The sequence below is a fragment of the Pseudomonas sp. LS_2 genome (genome assembly GCF_042709235.1).
Lineage (GTDB): Bacteria > Pseudomonadota > Gammaproteobacteria > Pseudomonadales > Pseudomonadaceae > Aquipseudomonas.
The window spans coordinates 28852-52031 of the sequence record NZ_JAVAYC010000008.1; the positions used below are offsets into that span (position 1 = coordinate 28852).

Below are 23180 nucleotides of genomic sequence, written 5' to 3' on the forward strand. Positions count from 1 at the left end.
CATCATGACCGTTTCCGCCCGTATCACGCTTCTGCTGGTGATCGCCGCCACAGGGCTTTCGCTGTTGGCTGGTATCGCATTCCTGACGTTCTACCGTCTGGATACCGACATTCGCAGCCTGACGGACGACACCCTGCAGAGCTCCCACACCATCCTGCTCATCCAGACCTTCACTGCCCATAGCCAGGCGGTTTCGAGCAGACGCATCTACTGGACCAATGGCCATGAAGAACAGGATGTACAACGTGCCGAACTCGATAGCAAAAGCGAAAAGCTGTTCCAGCAATACAGCAAGCTGCTGGTCACCGACGCGCAGGACAAGCGCTTGATGGAAGCCAGCCAGCAACTGTTCGGCCAGTGGCGCAGCAGCGTGGACGAGTCCATCACCGCCGCCCTCGAGCAACGCCTGGACGATGCCATCCTGATTGAAGACCAGCAGGCCAAGCCGCTTGCGCAAAAGCTCAGGGCAGCGCTGGAAGAATGGGCGGACTACAGCGACCGCCTGGGCAATCTGTCACGTCAGAGTGCGTTCGACTCGATGGCCTTGGCCCGCTACGAGATCGCCGTCGCCAGCGCCGTGACCGTCGCGGTGGTGCTGTTGCTGGGCATCTGGTTGTATCGCAGCATCCTGGTGCCGATGCGTTCGCTTCGCCAGGCTGCCCGCGACATGGCCGAAACGCTGGACTTCTCGCAGCGATCGCCGGCCACCTCCAACGATGAAATTGGCCAGACGGTCAGTGCCTTCAACCAACTGATCGGCTCGATCGAGAAAAGCATGCTGGCCCTGCAAAAGGCTTCCGACGAGGTGTACGGCATGGCCGGCACGATGGAGCAGGGCGCGATGGCCGTGGCGTCCGATTCGCGCACGCAAAGCGATGCGACCAACAGCATGGCGGCTGCCGTGCAGGAGCTGACCACCAGCATTTCCCATGTGTCCGATCGCGCGCAGCTTTCTGCCGAGGCGGCGGCCCGCTCGGGCAGCAGCGCCGAGCAAGGTGGGCAACTGATTGGCCGCACCGCCGAGGAAATTCGTCAGGTGGGGCAAAGCATCGAAGGCGTCGTGAACCTGGTCGAAGAGGTGGAGCAGCGCAGCCAGCAGATCGATGTGGTGGTGAAGGTCATTCGTGATGTTGCGGAGCAGACCAACCTGTTGGCATTGAACGCCGCCATCGAGGCTGCCAGGGCCGGTGAGCAGGGCCGCGGCTTTGCCGTGGTGGCGGACGAAGTTCGCCTGTTGGCCGAACGCACGGCGTCGTCGACAGGCGAGATCAACAACTTCATCAACCAGATGAAACAGAGCAGCCTCAAGGCTTCGCAACAGGTGCGCGGCGCGATGCAGCTTGCCCAGGCCTGTGCAGGGCAGGTCGTGCAGGTGGAGGAGGCGATGCTGGCCATTCGCGACTCGTCATCGGTTGCCTTGCACCTGGCTTCTGACATCAGTGCTGCGATTTCCCAGCAGGGCGTGGCCAGCAACGAGATCGCGGCGCAGGTGGAGTCGGTTGCCTTGATGACGTCCAGGAACAGCGAGTCGGCCGAGCGCTCGGCCAGCTCGGCAGGCAGCCTCAAGTCGATCACCCAGCGGCTCAACTCCGAGATCGGTGCCTATCGCTTTTCCTGACGGGCTTTATGTCGTCGGAAGACCTGCTCGAGCAAACGGAGGACATTGGATGCACTGCAATATCATCGCTGTGCCGGGCATGGTCCAGTTGAGTCTGACGGGTGCCTACGAAGTGCTTTCGCGCACACCGGGCTGGAGCGTTCATGTGGTGTCCGCAAGCCCTTGGCCAGTACGCACTAGCGGCGGCTTGCGGCTGCTCCCCGACGTGACCCGCGAGCAGGCCCTGCCCAGCGACATCTTGCTGATTCCTGGCGGCGACGGTATCGAACTGGCCATGTTGGATGCGCAGTGGTTGTCGTTCATCCAGCGTGAAGCGGCGCGAGCCAGGTACGTGGTGTCGGTGTGCAGCGGCTCGTTGCTGTTGGGGGCTACGGGGTTCCTAAAAGGCCGGCGTGCGGGCGGGCATTGGCAGTCGCGCGCGTTGCTTGCGCAGTTCGGAGCGATAGCCTGTGATGAACGGGTGACCATCGATGGGAATATCTACTCGTCTGGCGGCGTTACCTCAGGCATCGATATGATCCTGCGGCTGGTCGGTGATGTGGAAGGCGAGACGGTCGCGAAAAGTATTCAACTTGCGATGGAGCATGACCCTGTACCGCCTTATGCGGGCGGGACCCCGTTCAATTCCCATCCCGATATCGTGCGGGCCGTCAATCATGCTTCGCAGGCGAAGCAGGCGGGGCGGGAGAAGTTGGTTTCCCATGCGGTGGGGAATCGGGTGTTTTTTCCTTGAGGCGATTGCCGTCGAGGCTGGCAGCCTGTCCCTGAACCCGCAGTCTCTCGGTGCTTGTTGGATACTCCGCCGCGTCCAGCTCAGCCCCAGACAAATGCTGTGGATAGTGGTCGACTAGCTTCGAGTCCCAAGGCGCTCACTCGTCCAATATGCTTGTAGCCGGTAGGTCTGTCGCAGTTTAGCGCCAGGCCCGCCAGATCAGGCTTGCATTGCGTCTGGTAGCTTCTGGGCGATTGCCGTAGGCGTGATCGTCAGAATTGAGAGCCTTCGCCATCTGAGTCAGGTCGCGCGCCAAAGCAAAAAAGGCCCACCTTTTGGTGAGCCTTTTGAGTACTTCGTATGGTGCGGCACCAGGAGTCGAAATACCATTTATCTACCTAATTCTTATAGTTTTTTTTCATTGATTGGCGCTGTCTATCTCTAAAAATATCCTTTTTATCATCATGGGGGGTGTCGAGTTGCGGATAGTTCTTCGCGAACAGAGACACCCAGATACAGCTTCAAGGCCGATTGTAGCCGAAATTGAGCATCTCCAGATGATGACTAAAGTCGGACTACGTAATAACTGTTACGGCATCTTGCCCGAACCATTGAGTTGCAGTTTTAATGGCTGTTTTGCTTGGGTTTTTGTAATATATGGCTAGGCTTTTTTTGGATCTAGTAGTGCAAACGTAAAAAAGTTTCTTTGTGCGTTCGATGACAGATTCAGTGCCTTGCCCCTCGAATATGTAATTGAAGTTGTAGCTTGACCAGTTTCCATTGTCTAGGACGACAAGCACGTTATCAAACTCAGCTCCCTTTATTTTGTGCTGTGTAGAGAATGGGGTGTAGCCCTCCAGATAAGAATAAAGGTTTTGAAATTCGCTGAATTTGATTTTTTTGACGCGATCATAAACATAACTGTTTTTAGAAATAAATATTTCCAGTTTGTCGTCTTTTCTGCAGATGCCTAGTTCGTCTGCCTTGTCAATGACGGTCCCAATTTCGGTGTTTGACATATCGCTAAGATGTTCTATGACGGTTTTAAGCTTTCGCTTGTCATCTATAGATCTGATTTTGAATTCTGTGCGCTTTAAAAAGTCGTTGTATTTTTGTCTTTGATAAAGGCTAAGGATGTCCTGGATTTTAAATAAGTGTTTTATCAAGGCGTCTCTTTTACTGCCGGCTTTCTGCGGGTCATCAGGATTGTCTTTTTTATCATCTATTAAAGCATCTTTAGTTAAATAGATTCGACGGAAAATTTCGTAATTTTCTCTTTTTGCACGTTCAAAAAGTTCTGGCGCATCGTCGATGAACCTTTTCATGGCAGGCGTGGGGTTGATCCTGTTCAGATCCTCGGGGAAACTCTGCATCAAGTGTTGAATGACTTCTCCAAATGTGTGTGACGAGAAGTCGTCTGCTAGCTCTTTGGTTTTGATATAGCTCTTTATCCGGTCTCTGTAATCTAATATCTTGTCCCCGTCATATATAAGCATGAGTCCGGGGAAGCCAGCTTTGGGTGCGATTAAATTGTGAGTCAAGTTTAGCTCTTTGTTTTCCTTGCTGTCACTAAAGTCCCAGCCAAGCGAATCCTTAACTTGCGCTAATTTGTCCTCTTCCCCCAGGCTGTAGATGAACTTTACATCGCCATCTATGACGCTACCATTTAACATATTTGGTGCATTACTGTCTTGGGATGCTTGCTGCTCAAGATTGTCAGTTCTCAAGCGGTTTGCCAATTCATAAATGAGGCGAGGATTTCTCCTGTTCTGAGTTTTTTTTACTTCTTGAACGCGGTTCGCCTCTACATATTTTTTAAGGTCACCAACCCCGTCCGGATATATTGACTGCATAGCGTCGCCAAAAAAACCTACAACATTGTTTTTTACACCGCTTAAGAAGTGCTCTAGGAATATCTCAATGACCATTTGGGATGTGTCTTGATATTCGTCAATGAATATAAATCTGTATCTGTCTTTAGCAATGTCACAGAGCTTCGGATAGGATCTAAACATGCCGTGGGCGAGGATTAAAACTTCATCATGAGAAATTATGGCTTCTCTCACTAATGTGTATTCTTTATATTGGATTTCCTTATCATGTAGCGTTTGAGGATCAAAGTCAGTACTTGGGGGCTTGATTGAGCCCGGCGCCTCGCTTTCAAGCGATTCTATTAGCTTTAACATCAATTCGGATTTGAATGGTCGGATTAAATCCCAAAGGAATTCATGGATGGTGCCAACCTCTAAACGAGTGTCTGTTATCCTGCTTTTGATTTCGGCCACTGCTGCATTCGTGTAAGTCATGCATGCAATCTTGCTATGAGCGTGTTCTCGCAGGACTTGCTTGATGACTTGAACTAGAGAATAGGTTTTACCACTTCCCGCACCTCCGCTAAGTAGAAAGTTTTCGCCTTGGTCTATGATTCTAAATATTTCCTGTACTTCAGGCTCTAAATTTATTCTTGCTTCAGCCATGTCAGAGCTTCCTTGATATATGCAGGAGTAGACCAATTAGAAAATTCAACGTCGATCGTAACGGATTCTCCACTTTCAATGTCAGTTATCGACGTTGGAGTGATAGTACTGTTAAGCAAGATTTCCATTGCGAAGGAGGGCTTGCTCCCTACAGCCTTAGTTGCACAAGTATAGGCATCTGTCGTTGAATTTGCGAAATCTTTAAGGTGTGTCTGGACGAGAGATGGGAACTTTATCTTTCCTATAAATTTTGAATTCTCATCAAATGCCAGATCCTTCATAAATTTTCGGTTAATGTGAAAAAATGAGTCCTCAAAACTTCTTGCATGGTAAACTGTGCCAGTTTCATCCTGCTCGGGAGTTTGATAGGCACAAAATAAATCACCGCTCTCCTGTTGAACCCAGCTAGAGCCGCTGCCCTTTGTAAGGACCTTTTCTTTTTGAGAAAGTCCAATGTAAAAAGCTAGGCTGCTGTTTTTGAAAAAGTAATTTAGAGAGGCATTTGTGGTTGAGGTGCCATCCTCAACTTTACATTTTTTCTGCTCAATTTTCGGTGTCCCGTCGGCATTGTTTTTGGCAACTCCTTTGTCATCCAGCACAGGCTGGTCATTGGCTGAGTCAATATCAGTGATGATAAGCGAGCGTACCCCTATGAAATTTACAAATTTTTCAAATATATGAGAGTAAGCACCTACTTCAATCATGGATATATTTTGCGAGAGAAGCGGTATCGGGCTTTTTGAGCCGGTACTCAAGTCTCTAATGATGTCCTCTTGATCCACCTTCATCATCATTGCCGGCAGTAGGACACGCTCTGTATCCCCTTCGATAAAAACCGCCTTGTCAGCAAAAAATAACTCTGATCTGTGGATTGTTAGGTATTGCTTAAGGAAAGTGTAATGCTGTCCATCATTGTAGTAGTCTTTTAAGTTTTTTAGGTTTTTTGAAGTAACACTGTCACTTGTTTTTTTGAAGTATTTTATATCTTCGAAGTCGCTCTCTGATACAATATAGGAAGAGTGAGTGCTCAGTATTGTCTGTAGTGACCTCTCAGTGCCATCTTCCCTTTTTATCCCTGGCTTCAAAAGCGTTTTTATATTTTTTATGAAAATCCTCTGAAGCTGTGGATGAGTATGTGCTTCGGGCTCTTCAATGAATAAAATATTTATGTCGGAAGGTGATTCGTTCAAGTCTTTATGAAAATCATGAAGCTTGAGTTTTATTTCAAAAATCATGCTTATTAAATTTAGATAGCCTAGACCGTTGTAATTCTCCGGTAGGTTGTGCTCGCCGGCCCCCAGGCCGTACATTACAGTCGTATTTTCCTCCAGTAAGTCACGATGTTGGAGTGAGGATACAATCTTTATTACGGAGTCATTCTGACTTACTCCTCCAAACTTCTTGACATCATCAATCACGTCTTTGAATATTTTTTCATATACAACATTTAGCTGGGTGTCTGTGTCCGTCAGCGTGTCTTTGAACTCCTCTACAATGCTCTCATCAGGATTAGTGGCTTCTAGTTTTTTATAGATTTTTGCTGAGAGCATCGAAAGTGAATTGTCAGTATCTTTGTTTGACACGTTGCGACGGGCGCTGATCCACTTAAAATTTATCAAGTTTGAGATTTTGATACCTTCGGCATCTAAATCCACAAAGTCATTAATGTTGATGTTTTCGGTTGCGGCATCATATCGCACGCTCCGCCTAACAATACTAAAATAGCGAGCATGATTTTCTTTAAGGTAGTCAAATAGATTTTTTGGGGTTTTCCCCGTAGCAACCTTTTTGGTTGTGAGCTTTTGATAGTCTGTAACAATGTTTTGGATGTCTTCCGGTGTAACGTTGTAGTCAAAGCTCAAAACTACAAATTTGTTATCAGGGTCAAGATCCATAATGACCTTGTCACCGATATTTATCAGGTCGTCATGCTCGTCGTATTCAATGAAAATTTGTAAAGAAATACCCAGTATTTGGTTGTTTGGAAGATTGCCTTTAATTACTTCTATTAAGTTGTCTTTGGTTTCACTGCTTAAATCTTCAAAGGTGAAATTATTTTTGGATGAACTATTCCCTATGAATTTTTCTAGGCACAATAAAAAAGACGTTTTTCCGCAGTTATTTTTTCCAATTATTAAAGAGAGATTTTTCTCCAGGTCGACTGTTAAGTCTTTAAGTAGTCTGAAGTTTTTGACTTTTACCTTGGTGGCTCGCATGGTAGCATCCGTTCTTCAATAGTTAATTTTTCGTCGCTCAATGGGTACAGCAGAATTACGTGAGTTTTTGGGTGCATGGATAGGTTCTGTTACCAGTCATAAAACTTCATGCTGCTTATCAGCCTCTCCAAGATGGTTTTTCAGGCAAACATCAGTAATGGCACATTAGCCTCAAAGGCTGGCGATAGCAAGGTGCTGTGCTGTACCGTTCTCTGTCGTTAGGCCATCAGAGACTAATTTTGACGTCCGCTGAAACTCAGCATTAGCGGAAGTGACTTGAGGAAATAGCTGATAGCTGTAATTGGTTTGCTGGGTAACAAATTACCCAACCTACCTCGCTGGTTGGAATGTGCTTTTCAGCCCCCCAGTGGGAAAGTAATTCAGGCTCTCGCGCGGGATTTAGTAGCTGACTGAATAGTTTCGGCCTGTTATGGGCAGTATAAAGCGGTCTCAGCTTTGCGACTCAAGTTCTCGGCTTTCGGTTCCAGTAAGCGTCCCGAAGCGCCGTGAAAAGTGCGACGTCGCCGCCGAAGAACAGCTTGGCGCTCTCGGTATCCGGTATTCGCTGCAACTGCGCATCTTGTGCAATCCCCAAAATTTCACGAGCTGCCCACGAACCGCAAGCCGCAATCCTCTGGACGTCGTTGCCGTGATTAGCAAGTACGTACTCGCGCCAATCAGGGATGTCTTTCAACGCGCACAGCACGATGTGACCCAACGAGTCATAGTCGACCCAGTTGTGCTCCGTCGAATAAACCTCACCCCCAAGTCCTCGGCCGTCCAGGCTTCTCCAGTAGTCAGCGCCATCACCGAGCAGCAGGCGTTCAGCATTCCATGAGTCATTCAGCAGCGTTTGCGCCCGATTCAAGTTGAAGCGTCCACGAAACTGATGTTTGTCGGCGCACTGGTGCACGAATCGTTCTGTGAGGAAGTGCGCGTGCACGTCGAGCTGCCGGAGGTTATGCCCTTCGGGTGTCGACATGAACTGTGCATAGTCGAACTCATCAAAAAAGTGGCGCACTTGCTGGTGTCGGATATGCCCCATCTGCGATATCGTCGGGATGAGCGCCATCGATACCTTCGACAGCCTTCGCGCGCAGGCCGCAAATTGGAGTACAGCCCTGAACTCTGGCGCAGCCAGAAAGGCCGTGAGTGAGAGTGCAATAAGTTTCTTGATCGGTGCCTCCATATCGGCACCGGGGTGCTGGGCACCCAGCCAGGCAGGCATCCAACTGGCCTCACGTCCTAACTTGCCAAACTCAATGAGGGTTCGTAAAGCCTGCGCCACGTAGTGGTCATTCAAGTTCCTAGGATGATCCGGAAACATCGCGTACATCAAATCGAACCCGCCCGGCTTCGCCTTGTCCACCAAAGACTTGGCCACAACCCCCAGGCCGGGCGCCGTCTGGGCCGAAAAGAACTCGGTCGCAACAACGTCTCTGATGGATGCCTGTTCAAGCGCGCTGCGCCACTGCGCGTCTTGATCAGTGGAAGGCTTCACTTTGCGCCAGTTGTCGTACACCTTCGTACGCGCGTCCTGCACCCGCCGCTGCATGGCATCCGAGAATTCCTCAATTCGACCAGGTGTCATCTCCAGTTGCAGTACGCGGCTGGCAACCCTGAGCGCGCGGCGCTTCTGGAAGAACCAAGCCTGCCACGGGCCGAGTAGAACCTGAAGCACGTGGAACTGCTCCGGCAGCTTTTTGACCTCCACGCGCGCGGCCGGCTTGGTGACGCTCTCATCGCGGTCGTACACCTCAAAGACTCGCCCGTCGCATAGAACTACGAGAGCAGCGTCGATTTCTGGATGCACCGCATACAGCAGCGCCTGCTGCAGTTCTGCGGCGGTGAACTTCAGCGGCTTGCGCTTAACCTTCTTAGCCTCAATGATCCAGAAGGCCTGCGACCATAAAGTCATTCTGTAGTCGATGAACAAGTCGCCATCGGCCACCTTCAGGTGCTTTTCACGCTGCGTGGAGAAATAGGTCTCCTTAGCGTACCCCAAGACTCGGATAACGGGGTCAATGATCTCCGCCCGGACATCTTCCTCCGAATAGGTCGAAACGTCGTACTTCGAAATGCGCTCCAGCTCCGCCGTCTGCTCGGGGGTTAGCGGCCGTGGCGCCTTCGAGTGAAGCAGCAGCTCTCTGATGTCAGCAGCGGTTTCGATTTGAGGGCGTTTAGTGGTCATTTATCTTCTACGAGAGTGATTAGTGTCGAATAGGTGCGGTCGATGGGCGCAGAGCCTCGGTAGTATCAGGTCCAACTCAGAGATTGAAAACCCATGACGTTTTTAAACGTCGAGCCAGCAGCCGGGCCGTCAGCACGTAGTAATATCGCGTCGCCTCGCTGCGTTGGCTTATGCGATGCTCGAGAAACCAAGCCACATGCTTCCTCTGCCAAGTCCAAGGTGTTGCTCGCTGCCAGCGCTCTGCAATCTCAGCTTGGATGAATTTCGCCTGTCGCACATGGCGCTGCCGAGTTGCGTACGAGCCGGTCAGCACTCCAGCCACGAACAGTTCCATATCGAATGGCTTACTCATGTGCATCCTCCAATGTAGGCAGCGACCACGTCGATCCGACCGTGTCCTAACTCGTAGCTGATTTGCGTTCGAGCCTCGCAGTCAACGTGCTGATTTAACTGGCAACATTGGCCGCTGTTGATAGGCGCACGGTGTTCGGTGATCTGTTCATAGCGCTCACATGCGTATGCCGCTCGTAGCTCATGGAAACCTTTAAGCTCATGCACATGCAGGATTCCCCGCGCCGGGCGGATGATTTTTTGCAGAACATTCAGGTAGCTTTCGTGTGGTGCAATCAGGTTGCTGCTACCCGCAGGCGATACCTGCCGTGCAAACCTGAGCGCCTCGCGAACATGGTCGCCTACCGCAATCCACCGGGGCGCCGAGGCCCCGGCGCGGCCGCCTTTGCTGCCATCCTGAATGTTAATCCTGCCTAGCTCTTCAGCCTCACGGCTTAACCGTGGCAAGTCGGCTAGGATGGCCTCACGCAAGCGCATGCCGGTGGCTCGCGCCAACAATACAACCGCGGCGGCCCGTTGCTGATGATTGTGGCAAAGCGCATTTACGATCTTTTTAACCTGACTGCGGTCTTGGCCCTGCGGCACTGAGTGGCGAATCCCGGTGCGCTGCATTCCCAACGCCTTGCTCGGGCTTGGCAATTTCACGTACTGATCACCGCGAAGCGCCGCCACAGTCCTGTTGACGCTTGATAGCCGGTTTTGTGCGGTGCTGATGGCGAGGTCACCGCTCCGAACCATGTCGCGTAGATGCGCCGCATAGTCGGCCAACACCTTCCGATCAATCTGGCGCGCGTCATTGATACCGGGCCCTTGTTCGGAGCGGCACCATTTCACGAATGCCTGCCACCGACCACAGTGCGCTTTGACCGTGCCGTAGTGGCCTCCGCCGAACATGTCTTTCAGCGCTTGTGGCCCTGCGTAGCTCAGTTGCCTGCCGTACCAAAAATTGCGGCCATCCCGCCTACCTACCAATGCCATGTCGATCACCTCATCGCCTGTTCTCCGATCCTCGCCCCACGTCATCCCGCCAAGAATGCTGAGTGTTATCAGGGATCAAGGCCCCTGCTACCTGTGGGGATGTCCTCTAACGCGGGACTGGCGGCTCCTTACGTCCGGGAGCAAGGGCATCTCATGATCTGGCCTCCTGAGCACCGTTACCGGTGGGCGGGCGGAGGCTGCATTGGCTGACGAGACCAGTGCCGCGAGATCCTGAGCAGGGTGAACGCAGCAATGCGATGACCGGGGCATGCCTGACTGTCAGTCAGGTGCAGTCCATTCCTTGGTCTGCGGCACCATCATCTACATCGCTGTTGCTGGTGACATCGGCGTTTGTCACGCCGATTGTCACGAGTGAAGTTGCCGCAAAGCCAAATGCGATGAGGGCTGCAGCAGTGTTAGACGCGCCCGTCTCTTTCCAGGAGAAAGAGACGGGCGCAGGTTGGCGCACGCGAAATGGCCAAGCGGATAGGCTGCTGCTGAGCAGATGGGTAGGGTGGTTGCCGCAGGGGCAACGATATTGAGTTGGCATCCATCACATGGGTAGTGACCGTACGAGCTGCCGGACGCGAATCGTACTTGCGGGTGAACCACCGCGGGAGCGGCGTGACCTTTAAGGTTCGGGCCACCTGGGGTGCTGTCATCGACAGCTCTTGTGACTCCCGGTCTACGCTTGTGGACAATAATCGTCAAGCAGTGCGATATCAGGGATTTAGCGCCTGTGGATAAAACTATCCCCCGGTGGACATCAGTGGTTTTCCACAGACGTAAGCTGTGCCAGCAGTTTTTTCTTAGGTATGGTCCTTTCAAACGGGGCGGCTTTGCAGCCCCGTTTGAAAGGACCCGCGCGGAGGAGCTTCATGCGGTGCTGTGGGTAACTTCACAGCAAGTTGAGGTGGTGGTGCGGCGGGCTACTCGGTCCTCTTGGCACTGCGAAGGCGCGTGACGTTCTCGCCCGTTTGCTTGGCAAACTCATGCGGCGTCACATGGTCCTCGCGGTTCGCCTCCAGAAACCGGCTCCACCAGGTCATGATCATCCGGCGCTCTTCGAGGAACTCGGCCTTGTGGGTATAAGCGGCCCGCACGTTGTTGCGCTCCTTGTGGCTCATCTGCCGTTCGATGGCGGTCTCTGACCACAGCCCGGACTCGACCAGCGCACTGCACGCCATGGCTCGGAACCCGTGGCCGCAGATATCCACCTTGGTGTCGTAGCCCATCGTCCTGAGCGCGGCATTCACCGTGTTCTCGGACATCGGTTTCCACGGTTTGGCATCTCCCGCGAACACCAGGTCGAACTTGCCCGTGATCGCGTGGATTTGCTCAAGCAAGGCCACTGCCTGCGGCGATAAGGGTACAACGTGAATGTCTCCGGCCATTTTCGTACCCCTTGTGGAAAACGGTACGCCGTCGAGCGCCGGGCGAGTGTCGGGGATCTCCCAGATGCCGCGATTGAGGTCGAACTCGTTCCAGCGGGCGAAGCGCAGCTCACTGGAGCGTACGAACACGTGCAGCGACAGCATCGCGGTAAGGCGTGTGAGTGGACGACCTTTGTAGTCGTCGATGCGCGCCTGTAGCTCTGGCAGCCGCGATAAGGGTAGTGCGGGTCGATGTGTAACCCGTGGTGCTCTGATTGAGCCATCGAGGTCGTGGGCTGGGTTCGTCGTGATCAGCCGCAGCCGTTTGGCTTCGCGCATGATGCTTTGCAGGTAGTTCTTGATCCTGAGCGCCACGTCGATGGTGCCGCGCTTCGTCACGGCTTCCAGTGGCTGCATGAGGTCGTGGGTGTCCAACTCAACGATTGCCCTGGCACCGAGCAAAGGGAATACATGAGTCTTCAACCGGCTGAGCACAGTCTTGGCGTGGCCCGGCGCCCACTTGGGCACCATCCCGGCATACCAATCAAGCGCGACGCTTTCGAAGGTACGGCCATTGATTACGGCTTGCACCTTGGCCTGCTGCTTGGATTGGATGGGGTCAATGCCGTTGGCGAGCTGCTGTTTGAGCTCGAAGCGCTTGTGGCGAGCGTCAGCCAGCCCGACCACCGGGTAATTGCCGAGTGAGGTCAGGCCCTCGCGACCATCGGGCTTCACGTACCTGAGCCGCCAGCCTTTGCGACCGTTGGGCTTCACGAGCAGGTAAAGGCCATCGCCGTCAAAAAGCTTGTACTCACGTTCGCGAGCCTTTGCAGTGCGGCAGGCGTTGTCGGTAAGGGGAGCCGTTGTGCGAGCCATAAGGGTACTTTCCAATGTCGAATTGGTAGGTATCCTTAAAAGTACCCTTATTAGCGCTGGCTACCCTCGGAATCCGACGGAACGCCAAGACGAAAAAACCCGCCAGAAGGCGGGTTTTTCGGGGGTTCCAGAGATTGTGAAAGCTTTCTATGGAACCTTGAATGGTGCCGGCACCAGGAATCGAACCCGGGACCTACTGATTACAAGTCAGTTGCTCTACCAGCTGAGCTATACCGGCATAGGGGCGTCATTATAGCGATCGGTTGGCGGCTGTAAACCACTTCCTCACGCTTATCGTGCAACACGGTAAGTTACCGCCCCGAAAGGAGAATTTTCCTACCAGCCACGGTGGATGGTATTGACGCTCGGCTCGGGTTGGCCGGGGTTGAAGAAAAGCTTGTCGTTGTCGCAACCACGCTTGCGGCAGGGTGTCTCGGAGCGCAAAGGCAAACCGCGGTCACCGCCCAGTTGCATGCCGGGCATGCTCCAATCCAGGGAGGGCTGCTGCGGGGTCGGCGTGCTGGCGCAGCCGGCAAGGGCCAGGGCAAAGGTCAGCGCGGCAAAAGGTTTGATGCTGGTCATGATCTGCATTCCGTTCTTCATGTCCAATTCAGGCAGCCGCGAATTATACATTTTTCCCTCAAGACGCATAGTTCAGCCTAAGTGTAGGCATCGTTTTTGCTGGGGAGTCGACACTTTCCCAAAATGCTTATGCACAAGGGGCATCGCAGCGCTGCGCGAAAAGCATGCCGCAAACGCTTACCACCGGTCGTTGCGCAAAGGCCTGTTTTTACTGGCCTTCGTTACCCGCTGGAATAACGCAAGCGCCTGAAATAACGATTGGATCCAGCATTTCGCGACGTTTCATCACAAGCTTGTTCACAGAGTTATCCACAGGCTTTGCACCTAATTGAGCTCCGCCAGCACCAACAAGTTGCGTGGGGTAAGGGGATAGTCGCAGAACACCCCTACGCGCACGGCGTAGCCGTTTTCCCTCAGGAACAACGCGCGGTCGAGCACCAGCCACATCTCCAACGGCCTGCGGAACAGGTTGCGCACCAACTCCAGGTTGCGCACCTCGGCGAGCCGTCGCCAGCCCGCAGCCTCCAATGCCTGCCACGGCGGGTTGCCGCTGATCGGCACCTGGCGCAGTTCGGCCAGGTCGCGGCAGTACTGTTCGAATGTCTTTTCCAGCCAGGCCGTTGGGAGTGACGGCGTGGGCAGGTATTCATCACATTGGCGCTGTTCACGCTGCAACAGGTCGAAGCCCAGGCGGCGAGCCATGGAAAGGTCGCGCTGGCGGCGTACCCGCGCACCGGAGGTGACGGTCTCGGCCAGCGGCAGGCCAAGGTCGGTGATCGACAAGGTCAGCGGGGAGGCCTGCGCGGCCACGGAAAGCGGTATGTACTGCTCGGCCTGGGTGCGGTTGTAGCAGCACGGCGATAGCGCCACTTGGCGGCAGCCCTGGGCAATGGCCAGTTGCAGCAGGCGCACGTGTAGGTCGCCACAGGCGTGCAGGGCCACCACGCTCTTTTCGCCATCGAGGTGTCGGGCGCTGTCGGCAGTCATTACATCCTGGTGCAGGTGCGTGGCCGGCAAGTGGTGGTGATCGCTCAGCGCCTGGCCGGCGCTGACCAGTTCGGCATCGTATTCCAGGCACGTCAGCTGCTGGTCGGCTTGCAGCAGGCGGCGGCCCAGGTGGCCTTTGCCTGAGCACCAGTCGAGCCAGTGGCGGGTGGGCCCGCGAAAGGCCAGGTGCTGGGTGAAGGCTTCGATCTGTCGCCACTTGCGGCCGGGAACCCCGGCGTCCAGGCGATGGCGGGCCGGGTGCAGGGCGCTGGCGGGCAGCTCGCCGACCGCCGACAGGTGCAGGGCTTCCTGGGCGAGCTGCGGAAAAGGTGCGGGGGCGGCAAGGCGCTCAGGGTGTGGTTGCACGGCTTCGGCGTCTTCCAGGCTGCGTTGGCGCAGCCAGGTGGACAGCTCGGGGTGATGGGTTTCCCAATCGAGGCGCAGCGCGGTGAAGGGGCGGGGCTGCCACAGCGATTGGTGGGCGACCAGGAACTGGTCCAGGGCCTGGAAGTGATCCAGCAGCTGCGCGTCTTGCAGGAATGAGGTTCGGGTCATGATGTGCGTGGTCAGTGTCGGGGCCGCGTTGCGACCCCAGGTTACTACTGCCTCAGCGCCCTTGGCAGGCGTCCACGCGCAGCCAGCGTTCGAGCAGCTTGAAGCCCTGCACCAGGAGGAACGCGATCACCAGGTAGAACACCCCGGCGGCGAAGAAGATCTCCACCGGCAGGTAGGTGCGGGCGATGATGGTCCGGGCCATGCCAGTCAATTCCAGCAAGGTGACGGTACTGGCCAGGGCACTGGCCTTGAGCATCAGGATCACTTCGTTGCTGTAGGCCGGCAGGCCGATGCGCGAAGCGCGCGGCAGCATGATGTAGAACAGCGTCTTGCCCCGCGACATGCCCAGCGCCCGCGCCGCTTCGATCTCGCCCTTGGGGATGGCCTGCAGCGCACCGCGCAGGATCTCGGCGATATAGGCGGCGGTGTGCAAGGTCATGGTCAGCACGGCGCACCAGAACGGGTCGCGCAGGTAAGGCCACAGCGAGCTGGAACGCACTGCGTCGAACTGTGCCAGGCCGTAGTACACCAGGAACAGTTGCACCAGCAGCGGCGTGCCGCGGAAGAAAAAGATGTAGCCGTAGGGCAGGGCACGCACGTACCAGTGTCGCGACGAGCGGGCAATACCCAGCGGAATGGCCAGGATCAACCCGGCGATGACCGCGATGGCTACCAGCTCCAGCGTCAGGGCCGCCCCTTCGGCCAGGCGTGGCAGCCATTTGATGATGACTTCCCAGTTCATTACGCGGCCCTCATGAAGCCGCGAGCGGCACGTTTTTCCAGGAAATGCATGCCGATCATGGCGACCACGGTCAGGCTCAGGTAGATGCAGGCGGCGACCATGTAGAAGGTGAACGGCTCCTTGGTCACGGTCACGCCGATCTGCGCGTGGCGCATGATCTCTTCAAGGCCGATCACCGAGACCAGCGCGGTGTCCTTCATCAGGATCATGAACAGGTTGCCAAGGCCGGGCAGGGCGATGCGCCACATCTGCGGGAGGATGATGCGCGACAGGATGCGCCCTTTGGAAAGCCCCAGCGCCAGCCCCGCTTCGCGGTGGCCCTTGGGGATCGCCAGGATGGCGCCACGGAACACTTCCGTGGCATAGGCGCCGAAACACAGCCCCAGGGCGATCACCCCGGCGGCGAAGGCGCTGAGCTCGAGGCCCGGTAGGTTGAGGGCTTCGCCAAGGCTGTTCATCAGCCCGACGGTGCCGAAATAGATGAGCAGTACCCAAAGCAGTTCGGGTACGCCGCGCACTAGCGTGGAGTAGGTGCCGCCAAGCCATTGCAGTGGCTTGACCGGGGACGTCTTGGCCAAGGCGCCGAGCAGGCCCAGGACCAGCCCCAGCAGCAAGGCGCAAAGCGCCAGTTTTACGGTCATCAGGGTGCCGGCCATCAAGGCCGGGCCGAATCCGTGCAGGTCGATATTCATGGGCAGGGTGTGTTCAAGGGACCGACACCGCGCAGCGGCGGTGTCGGTCGGGGCGAATCAATAGATGCTGAACGGGAAGTACTTGTCGTTGATCTTCTTGTACGTGCCGTCGGCGACGATTTCCTTCAGCGCGGCGTTCAGCTTCTCGCGCAGCGGGTCGCCTTTACGCACGGCGATACCGATCTTGTCGCTTTCTTCCACCGGCTCGCCCTTGAACTCGAAGGTCGAACCGTCCTTGCTCTTGAGCCACTCGTACTGCACGTACTTGTCGGCCAGGATGCCGTCGATACGACCGGCGACCAGGTCCAGGTAGGCGTTTTCCTGGGTGTCGTAGAGCTTGATGTCGGTGCCGCTGGTGTTGTCTTCCAGCCAGGTGCCGGCCAGGGTCGCGCGCTGGGCGCCGATCACCTTGCCTTTCAGGGCAGCCTTGTCGGTCTTGAAGTCGACGTTCTTGGGCGCGATGAACTGCAGCTTGTTGGAGTAGTAGGGGTCGGTGAAGTCGACGGCCTGCTTGCGCTCGTCGGTGATCGACAGCGAAGACACCAGGAAGTCGAACTTCTTGGCGTTCAGGGCCGGGATGATGCCGTCCCAGTCGGAGGTGACGACCGAGCACTCGACCTTCATCTTGGCGCACAGGGCGTCGCCGATGTCCTTGTCGAAGCCGACCACGTTACCGCTGGCATCCTTGTTGTTGAACGGCGGGTAGGCCGCCTCGATACCCATGCGCAGTTTCTCGGCGGCCATGGCGTTGGCGGACATCACCAGCGTGGCAGCGGCTGCCAGGAGGAATTTCTTGTAGGTCTGCATGTATTGCTCCGTTAGCGGTGGCTGGACATGAATTGCTTGCAACGCGCCGAGGTCGGGCTTTCAAAGACCTGTTGCGGCGATCCTTGCTCTTCCACGAGGCCCTGGTGCAGGAAGACCACTTCACTGGACACCTGGCGGGCAAAGTTCATCTCGTGCGTTACCAGCAGCATGGTACGGCCTTCTTCGGCGAGTGCGCGGATAACGTTAAGCACTTCCTGGACCATTTCCGGATCGAGCGCCGAAGTTGGCTCGTCGAACAGGATGACCTTTGGCTTCATGGCCAGGGTACGGGCGATGGCGGCACGTTGTTGCTGGCCACCGGAAAGCTGGGCGGGGTAGCTGTGGCGCTTGTCGTAGATGCCGACCTTGTTCAGCAGCGCCTCGGCGTGCTCGACGGCCTCGGCCTTGCTCTGGCCGAGCACGCGGCGTGGGGCCTCGATGATGTTGTCGAGGACCGACATGTGCGGCCACAGGTTGAAATTCTGGAACACGAAGCCGATTTCGCTGCGCAGGCGGTTGATCTGGCGGTTATCGGCGGCGATCAGGTCACCGGTCTTGGTGGCCTTGAGCTTGAGCGCTTCGCCAGCGACGAGGATCTCGCCCTGGTGAGGGTTTTCCAGCAGGTTGATGCAACGCAGCAGGGTGGACTTGCCGGAGCCGGACGAGCCGAGGATCGAGATCACGTCACCGTCGCGGGCGGTCAGCGAAATGCCCTTGAGAATTTCCTGGTCGCCGTAGCGTTTGTGCAGATTGCGGATTTCCAGCGCGGGCGTGGCCTGGGCCATGTGCGGTCCTCATGTGTTCGGGTGCGTTCCCAGCTGTTGGCGGCCTTCCTGGCGAGCGCCACGCTAGCATAGCGGCACAATGACGGCCAACCGGGTCGCAGGGGGCTCGGGTCGCTTGTGGGTCAGTTTGTCGCATCGTTGCAGTGCAACGTCGCCACAATGTCCGGCAAAGCGTTTTTCCGGTACCGGAGCCTGGATGAAAAAAGGCGCGATGGTGCCAGTTTTGCCGGGATGAGGGAAGCGGTTTTGCCTGGGGAGGCGGGTGGATGCCGTGATTGTGGAGGCATTGCGGCCCTTATTGGCGGTCCCTCGCCTGACAGGCCGCTCTCATAGAGCGCCACATAGCTAATTGATGTAGCTGGGGCCTGTGGGAGCGGGTTTACCCGCGAACCAGGGCAAAGCCCTGGCCATACACCGCAGTGGCTGCTTCGCGGGTAAACCCGCTCCCACAGGGTCTGCGTCGTGCTTACGATTTACGATCAGAGTTCTGCGCGTCACAACGTAGCACCCAGCTGCGCCCCAACTGCACAGATGTGGCGCACCGGTTTCACCGGGCGCCACCTTTTGGGTGCGCGAAGGGGGTCAGCCAAATTGTTTCTGCTGTTGCTGCTGCTTGGCCACCAGCTCCGAGGCGGCCACGTAGGCATCCTGGAATTCATCGCTTTCCAGCCAGGCCATGGTGGCGTCGGCATCGGTGCCGTCCAGCCATTCGCGGTAGGCGGTGAACACCAGCACGATGTAGTCGGTGGCGTGTTCTTCTTTATGGCCCTTGAGCACCAGTGCCAGCAGCGGGTCGACCAGGAACACCGAGATCATCGGCACCAGGCCGTTGGCCTGGGCTTCCTTCATCTTTTCGAACAGGCTGTTGTAGCTGCCCGACTCTTGGGCCTTGGTGAACACCTGCTCGACGCTGGTGCTGTCGCCGGCGCTGGCTTTCACGGCCTGGCCGCTGCGCACCATGCGGTTCTGCTTGGCCTTGGCGGCGGCGCGCTTGGCGCGTTTTTGTTGCTTGGTGTTGGTGGCCATGGGGTGAGGTGGTCCTTGGTTGGAGCGGTGGAGGCATATTGAAGCGTAGATAGGCGGCAAACCCAAGTGCTATGCCGCTTGCAGCGCTCGTTGGCGGTATTCGACGAAGCAGCTGTTCAAGGTGATAGCTGCGCTTGGCCTGTACCTGTGGAGCAGCTGTCGCTAGCTACCGTGCTCTAAAACGCAGACAACAAAAAACCCGCACTAGGCGGGTTTCTTGTTGTCGCTTCGGGTGGCTTTGGAACCACCCGATGCTTAATGGTGGTGCCCAGAGACGGAGTCGAACCGCCGACACGAGGATTTTCAATCCTCTGCTCTACCGACTGAGCTATCTGGGCGACGGGGCGAATTAAAAAGGTTTTCAGACCCTTCGTCAACGACTTTTTGAAAATTTTTTTAAATTATTCCGTCGCTTACGTTCCACGGGTCAGGCGCTAGGTGGGACGTACCCTTCCGCCTGGGCGTAGTCTTCGCCGGCGAAGAACTTGTCCATCTCGGCCTGGATGAATTTGCGGTCCTCGGCATTCATCATGTTCAGGCGCTTCTCGTTGATCAGCATGGTCTGGTGGTCCTGCCACTCCTTCCAGGCCTTCTGCGAGATGTTTTCGAAGATGTCCTGGCCCTTGGCGCCGGGGTAGGGCGGGCGGTCGAGGCCGGGGAGTTCTTCGTTGTACTTGCGGCACTTCACGGTGCGGGTCATTGGGGCTCTCCTGCAATCAATTCGTCGGCCGCGCGTTTGAGCAGCTTCTTGACCGGGGCGGCGAGGCCCAGGCGCGGCGGGGTGGCGAGGTTATACCAGAGCCAGTCGGGCTCGGCCACGTGCGCACCGACCGGGTCCACGCGTACCAGCCAGGGTTCGATTGCCAGCTGGAAATGGCTGAAGGTGTGGGTCAGGCCGTCCAGGGCCTGGCTGCTGGCCAGGCGCAGCCCGTGCTGGTAGGCCAGGTCGTCGAGCTGCTCGAGGTTGTCCAGCTCCGGCAGGCTCCAAAGCCCGCCCCACAGGCCTGTGGAGGGGCGGCGGTACAGCAGTATCGCGCCTTCGTGGTTGGCCAACAGCGGCATCAGGGTCTTGCGTTGAGGCAGCGCCTTGCGCGGCTTGGGCTCCGGGTAGCGGGTTTCCTCACCGTGCAGGTGCGCCTCGCAGCCTTGCTGCACCGGGCAGATCAGGCAGCTGGGCTTGCTGCGGGTACACAGCGTGGCGCCCATGTCCATCATGGCCTGGGTGTAGTGGTTGGCGCGGGCGTGGGGGGTGAAGCGCTCGGCGGTGGCCCACAGCGCGTTGGCCACCTTCGGCTCGCCGGGGTAGCCGGCCTGGGCGGTGTATCGGGCCAGCACGCGCTTGACGTTGCCGTCGAGGATCGGCGCGCGGATGCCCATGCTGATGCTGGCGATGGCCCCGGCGGTGGAGCGGCCGATACCGGGCAGCTCGGTGAGCTGTTCGACACTGCGCGGGAACTCGCCGCCATGTTGCGCCATCACCACTTTCGCTGCCTTTTGCAGGTTGCGGGCGCGGGTGTAGTAGCCCAGGCCCGTCCACAGGTGCAGTACTTCGTCCTCCGGCGCTTCGGCCAGCGCCTGCACGGTGGGCAGCGCCTGCATGAAGCGGTCGAAGTAGTTGAGCACGGTGCTCACCTGGGTTTGTTGCAGCATGATTTCCGACACCCACACCCGGTAGGGGGTGATGCCCTGTTGCCAGGGCAGGTCGTGGCGACCATGCTGGTCGTACCAGGCCAGTACGGCGCTGGAGAACTGCTCGGGGCTCATCGCTTGAACAGCCCCTTGAGTGCTTCTTTGAGTTCCGGGCTCACTTTGTCTCCGAGCTTCTCATCGAGTTTTTCATCGAGCTTGTCTTTCAGGCGGTTGCCAGCCAGTTGCGCGGCGACCTTGCCCAGGCCTTCCTGGTCCAGGCGGCAGGCCTTGGCGCCGAGCTCCAGCGGGCCGCGGCAGCGCAGGGGCACGGCAACGCCGACATAGCGCTCGTTGACCTGGCAGGCTGGGTCGGGCATGGCGGTCTGGTCGCCCTCGACGATCACCCCGACGTTGTAGTCCATGCCCAGCACGCGCAGGTCGAGGTCGCCCTGGCCATTGACGGTCAGGCCGGGAATCCGCGCCTTGAGGTCGGGGTTGCTGGCCACGCCGTTGCGTATCACCAGGCTGCCGCGCAGCTCCTGGAAAGGCGTGTCCTTGCCGCGTGGTTCGCCGCTGAGCTGCTTGCGGTTGAGCGTGGCGATGGCCTGGCACAGTTGCTGTTCAAGGTTGGCGTTGACCAGCACGCCGTCGTTGATGGTGAAGCTGGCGTTGCCGTTGAGGGTGTCGACCAGTGCTTTCTGGCTGTTGCCGGTGGCGGTCAGGTCGCTGGACAAGGTCAGCAGGCCCTTGACCGGTGGGGCCTGGTCGGGGCTTTCGCGCTTGATGAAGTGCTCCACCGGCACGCGGTTGATGCGCGTGTTCACCCCCACCTGCGGCACGGCGGGGCGTACATCGACGGTGCCCTTGGCTTCGAAGGTGCCGTTGTACAGGCCGCCGCGCAGGGTTTCGAGGGTTACCAGGCCGCCTTGCCCATTGGCTTTGAGCTGGGCATTGCTGATCGGCAGCTTGTTCAGGGTCAGGGCACCGAACGACAGGTCGGCTTGCAGGTCGAGCACGCGCAGGCGGTCGACCGGCAGCAGCTTGTCGGTGCTCCAGGCCAGCTGGGTGGGTGGGGCCGGCAGCGGCGAAGTGCCGGCGCCTGCGGTAGCGCTGGCTTCCTGCTGCTTGACCTCGGCCTGGCGAGCGGCCGCCGTGCCCCTGGCCTCGTCGCTCTTGGCTGGCAGGTAGCGGTCGGCATTGAAGGTGTCGGCTTTCAATTGCAGGCTCAGGGCCTGCTTGGCGAAGTCGTCGATGGCCACACGGCCGGTGAAGGTGCTGTCGTCCAGTTTCATCGCCAGGTCTTCGAGGGCCAGGCTGGTGGGCGTGCCTTGCAGGCGGCTGACCAGTTCGAACTTGCCGAAGGCCGCCGCATCGGTGGTGGCTGGCAGCGGATGGCCGATACCGTCGAGGAAGGTGCGCAGGTCGAACGAGGCGATGGACAGGCCGCCGCTGAGCTGCGGGGTCTTGTCCAGGTCACGCAGATTCAGTTCACCGAGGGCGCGCAGCTGGTTGGCGGAAACCTTGAGGCCGGTCCACGAGGCGACGTTGGCGGCCAGGTCGACCAGCACCTGGCCCTGGGCAGCGAAGGTCAGGCTCTTGCCGGCCAGCGGCTCGCCCGAAGTTTCCCCGGAAAGGCGCATGTCCTCGAGGCGGTAGCGCTTGAGCTTGCGGTCGAAGCGCAGCTCGCCGGCAAGCTCCGTGCGCGCCTTGATGTTCGGCACGCTGGCGCTGAGGAAGGCACTGGCCTTGAGCGGGATGTTCACCCCGTCGTGCACCGCACCGGTGCTCAACTGGATGCTTTCGGCCAGGTAGCTTTTGCCGCTCTGCTCGTCGGTGTACTGCACGCGGGCGTTGTTCACCGTCAGGCTGTCGATGTCCAGCTTGACCGCGCGCTCGCTGCCGCCCTGGGTTTCGGCAGGGGTCGTGGCCGGGGCCGCGTCCTGCCCTGTTGGGGTGGCGCTGGCGTTCGGGTCCGGCAACGGCTTGCCGATGTCTTCCCAGTTGCCATGGCCCTGGGCGTCGCGCACCAGGGTCAGGTTCAGCCCTTCGACGCGCACATCGCTCATTTGCACTTCACGGCGCAGCAGCGGTAACACCCGCACCGAGAGGCCGAGCATCTGCAGGTCGGCGAACGGCTCGGTGGGTTTGTTCAGGGTGGCGATGCTCGCCTCGTGCAGCTCAAGGCCCAGCCAGGGGAACAGGCTCCAGCCGATGTCGCCATTGAGTGTCAGTTCGACATGGGCCTTTTCGCGGGCGAGCTGACGAATCTCGTCCTTATAGTCGTTGGGATCGAAGAGGTGGGTCAGGGCGAAGCCCAGCGCCACGATGATCAGCAACAGCCCGAGCAAGCTCAGCCCCAGGATTTTGCCGAACGCTTTCATGGGCGAGTCCTTGTAGTCCGATAGTGAAATTCAAGCGGCAAAGTATAGCGCCGCAACCATGGCCTCTGCGTATCCGACAACAGATACAGGGCATTTCATGCATCTCTGGAGGCTTTGGCGGTAGCGCGCCACCTGGCCTCGGGTTCGACAACCCAGGGTATTACAGTTCCGTTAAACGTTTGCGCTGGCAAAAAAATATCAA

The 23180-nt window shown here is 57.2% G+C and carries 18 protein-coding genes and 2 tRNA genes; 2 read left to right on the plus strand and 18 right to left on the minus strand.

The annotated features are described in order from the left end of the window. Nucleotides 1-4 precede the first annotated feature (4 nt). Nucleotides 5-1618, plus strand: a complete 1614-nt coding sequence (locus RAC97_RS09465; protein ID WP_379671430.1) for a methyl-accepting chemotaxis protein — start codon at nt 5-7, stop codon at nt 1616-1618. 49 nt (nt 1619-1667) lie between these two features. Then, nucleotides 1668-2351: a DJ-1/PfpI family protein gene (locus RAC97_RS09470; RefSeq protein WP_379671431.1), complete on the plus strand. Its 684-nt coding sequence runs from the start codon at nt 1668-1670 to the stop codon at nt 2349-2351. Between the two features lie 554 nt (nt 2352-2905). On the opposite strand, the gene RAC97_RS09475 is transcribed toward RAC97_RS09470, so the two are convergent. The 18 genes from RAC97_RS09475 to RAC97_RS09560 all read right to left on the minus strand — a co-directional run bounded on the left by RAC97_RS09475 (nt 2906) and on the right by RAC97_RS09560 (nt 22978). Further along, complete coding sequence (locus tag RAC97_RS09475; protein ID WP_379671432.1) at nt 2906-4807, minus strand: UvrD-helicase domain-containing protein; 1902 nt, start codon at nt 4805-4807, stop codon at nt 2906-2908. Then, a complete protein-coding gene (locus tag RAC97_RS09480; protein ID WP_379671433.1) occupies nt 4789-7023 on the minus strand; it encodes an ATP-dependent endonuclease in 2235 nt (744 codons plus the stop codon). Before RAC97_RS09480 ends, RAC97_RS09475 begins: the two co-directional genes overlap by 19 nt. A 463-nt stretch (nt 7024-7486) precedes the next feature. Continuing rightward, nucleotides 7487-9214 carry a hypothetical protein gene (locus RAC97_RS09485; RefSeq protein WP_379671434.1) on the minus strand — a complete coding sequence of 576 codons (1728 nt, stop codon included), beginning with the start codon at nt 9212-9214 and terminating at the stop codon, nt 7487-7489. A 76-nt stretch (nt 9215-9290) separates the two neighbouring features. Beyond that, on the minus strand, nt 9291-9566 hold the full coding sequence (locus tag RAC97_RS09490; RefSeq protein ID WP_379671435.1) for a hypothetical protein: 276 nt from the start codon (nt 9564-9566) through the stop codon (nt 9291-9293). Further along, a complete protein-coding gene (locus RAC97_RS09495) occupies nt 9563-10543 on the minus strand; it encodes an integrase domain-containing protein (RefSeq protein WP_379671436.1) in 981 nt (326 codons plus the stop codon). Before RAC97_RS09495 ends, RAC97_RS09490 begins: the two co-directional genes overlap by 4 nt. Nucleotides 10544-11472: 929 nt before the next feature. After that, nucleotides 11473-12792 (minus strand): tyrosine-type recombinase/integrase, encoded by a 1320-nt coding sequence (locus RAC97_RS09500; RefSeq protein ID WP_379671437.1) that lies wholly within the window; start codon nt 12790-12792, stop codon nt 11473-11475. 162 nt (nt 12793-12954) lie between these two features. Beyond that, nucleotides 12955-13030 (minus strand) — tRNA-Thr (locus RAC97_RS09505). A gap of 98 nt (nt 13031-13128) precedes the next feature. After that, a complete protein-coding gene (locus RAC97_RS09510; RefSeq protein ID WP_379671438.1) occupies nt 13129-13374 on the minus strand; it encodes a hypothetical protein in 246 nt (81 codons plus the stop codon). A gap of 324 nt (nt 13375-13698) precedes the next feature. Continuing rightward, the gene (locus RAC97_RS09515; protein ID WP_379671439.1) at nt 13699-14916 is read right to left on the minus strand and encodes a methyltransferase; all 1218 of its coding nucleotides are present in this window, start codon (nt 14914-14916) and stop codon (nt 13699-13701) included. Nucleotides 14917-14968: 52 nt separating this feature from the next. Further along, the gene (locus RAC97_RS09520; RefSeq protein WP_379671440.1) at nt 14969-15658 is read right to left on the minus strand and encodes an ABC transporter permease; all 690 of its coding nucleotides are present in this window, start codon (nt 15656-15658) and stop codon (nt 14969-14971) included. Beyond that, nucleotides 15658-16350, minus strand: coding sequence for an ABC transporter permease (locus tag RAC97_RS09525; RefSeq protein ID WP_379671441.1), 693 nt, complete (start codon nt 16348-16350; stop codon nt 15658-15660). The genes RAC97_RS09520 and RAC97_RS09525 overlap by 1 nt, the downstream gene beginning before the upstream one ends. 57 nt (nt 16351-16407) lie before the next feature. Beyond that, complete coding sequence (locus tag RAC97_RS09530) at nt 16408-17157, minus strand: ABC transporter substrate-binding protein (RefSeq protein ID WP_379671442.1); 750 nt, start codon at nt 17155-17157, stop codon at nt 16408-16410. Between the two features lie 11 nt (nt 17158-17168). After that, nucleotides 17169-17942 (minus strand): ABC transporter ATP-binding protein, encoded by a 774-nt coding sequence (locus RAC97_RS09535; protein ID WP_379671443.1) that lies wholly within the window; start codon nt 17940-17942, stop codon nt 17169-17171. Between the two features lie 582 nt (nt 17943-18524). Then, on the minus strand, nt 18525-18968 hold the full coding sequence (locus RAC97_RS09540; protein ID WP_379671444.1) for a hypothetical protein: 444 nt from the start codon (nt 18966-18968) through the stop codon (nt 18525-18527). 262 nt (nt 18969-19230) lie between these two features. Next, a tRNA-Phe gene (locus RAC97_RS09545) sits at nt 19231-19306 on the minus strand. An 89-nt stretch (nt 19307-19395) separates the two neighbouring features. Then, on the minus strand, nt 19396-19668 hold the full coding sequence (locus tag RAC97_RS09550; protein WP_379671445.1) for an oxidative damage protection protein: 273 nt from the start codon (nt 19666-19668) through the stop codon (nt 19396-19398). Next, nucleotides 19665-20732 carry an A/G-specific adenine glycosylase gene (mutY, locus tag RAC97_RS09555; protein ID WP_379671446.1) on the minus strand — a complete coding sequence of 356 codons (1068 nt, stop codon included), beginning with the start codon at nt 20730-20732 and terminating at the stop codon, nt 19665-19667. The genes RAC97_RS09550 and mutY overlap by 4 nt, the downstream gene beginning before the upstream one ends. Then, nucleotides 20729-22978: an AsmA family protein gene (locus RAC97_RS09560; protein ID WP_379671447.1), complete on the minus strand. Its 2250-nt coding sequence runs from the start codon at nt 22976-22978 to the stop codon at nt 20729-20731. Before RAC97_RS09560 ends, mutY begins: the two co-directional genes overlap by 4 nt. Nucleotides 22979-23180: the final 202 nt, after the last annotated feature.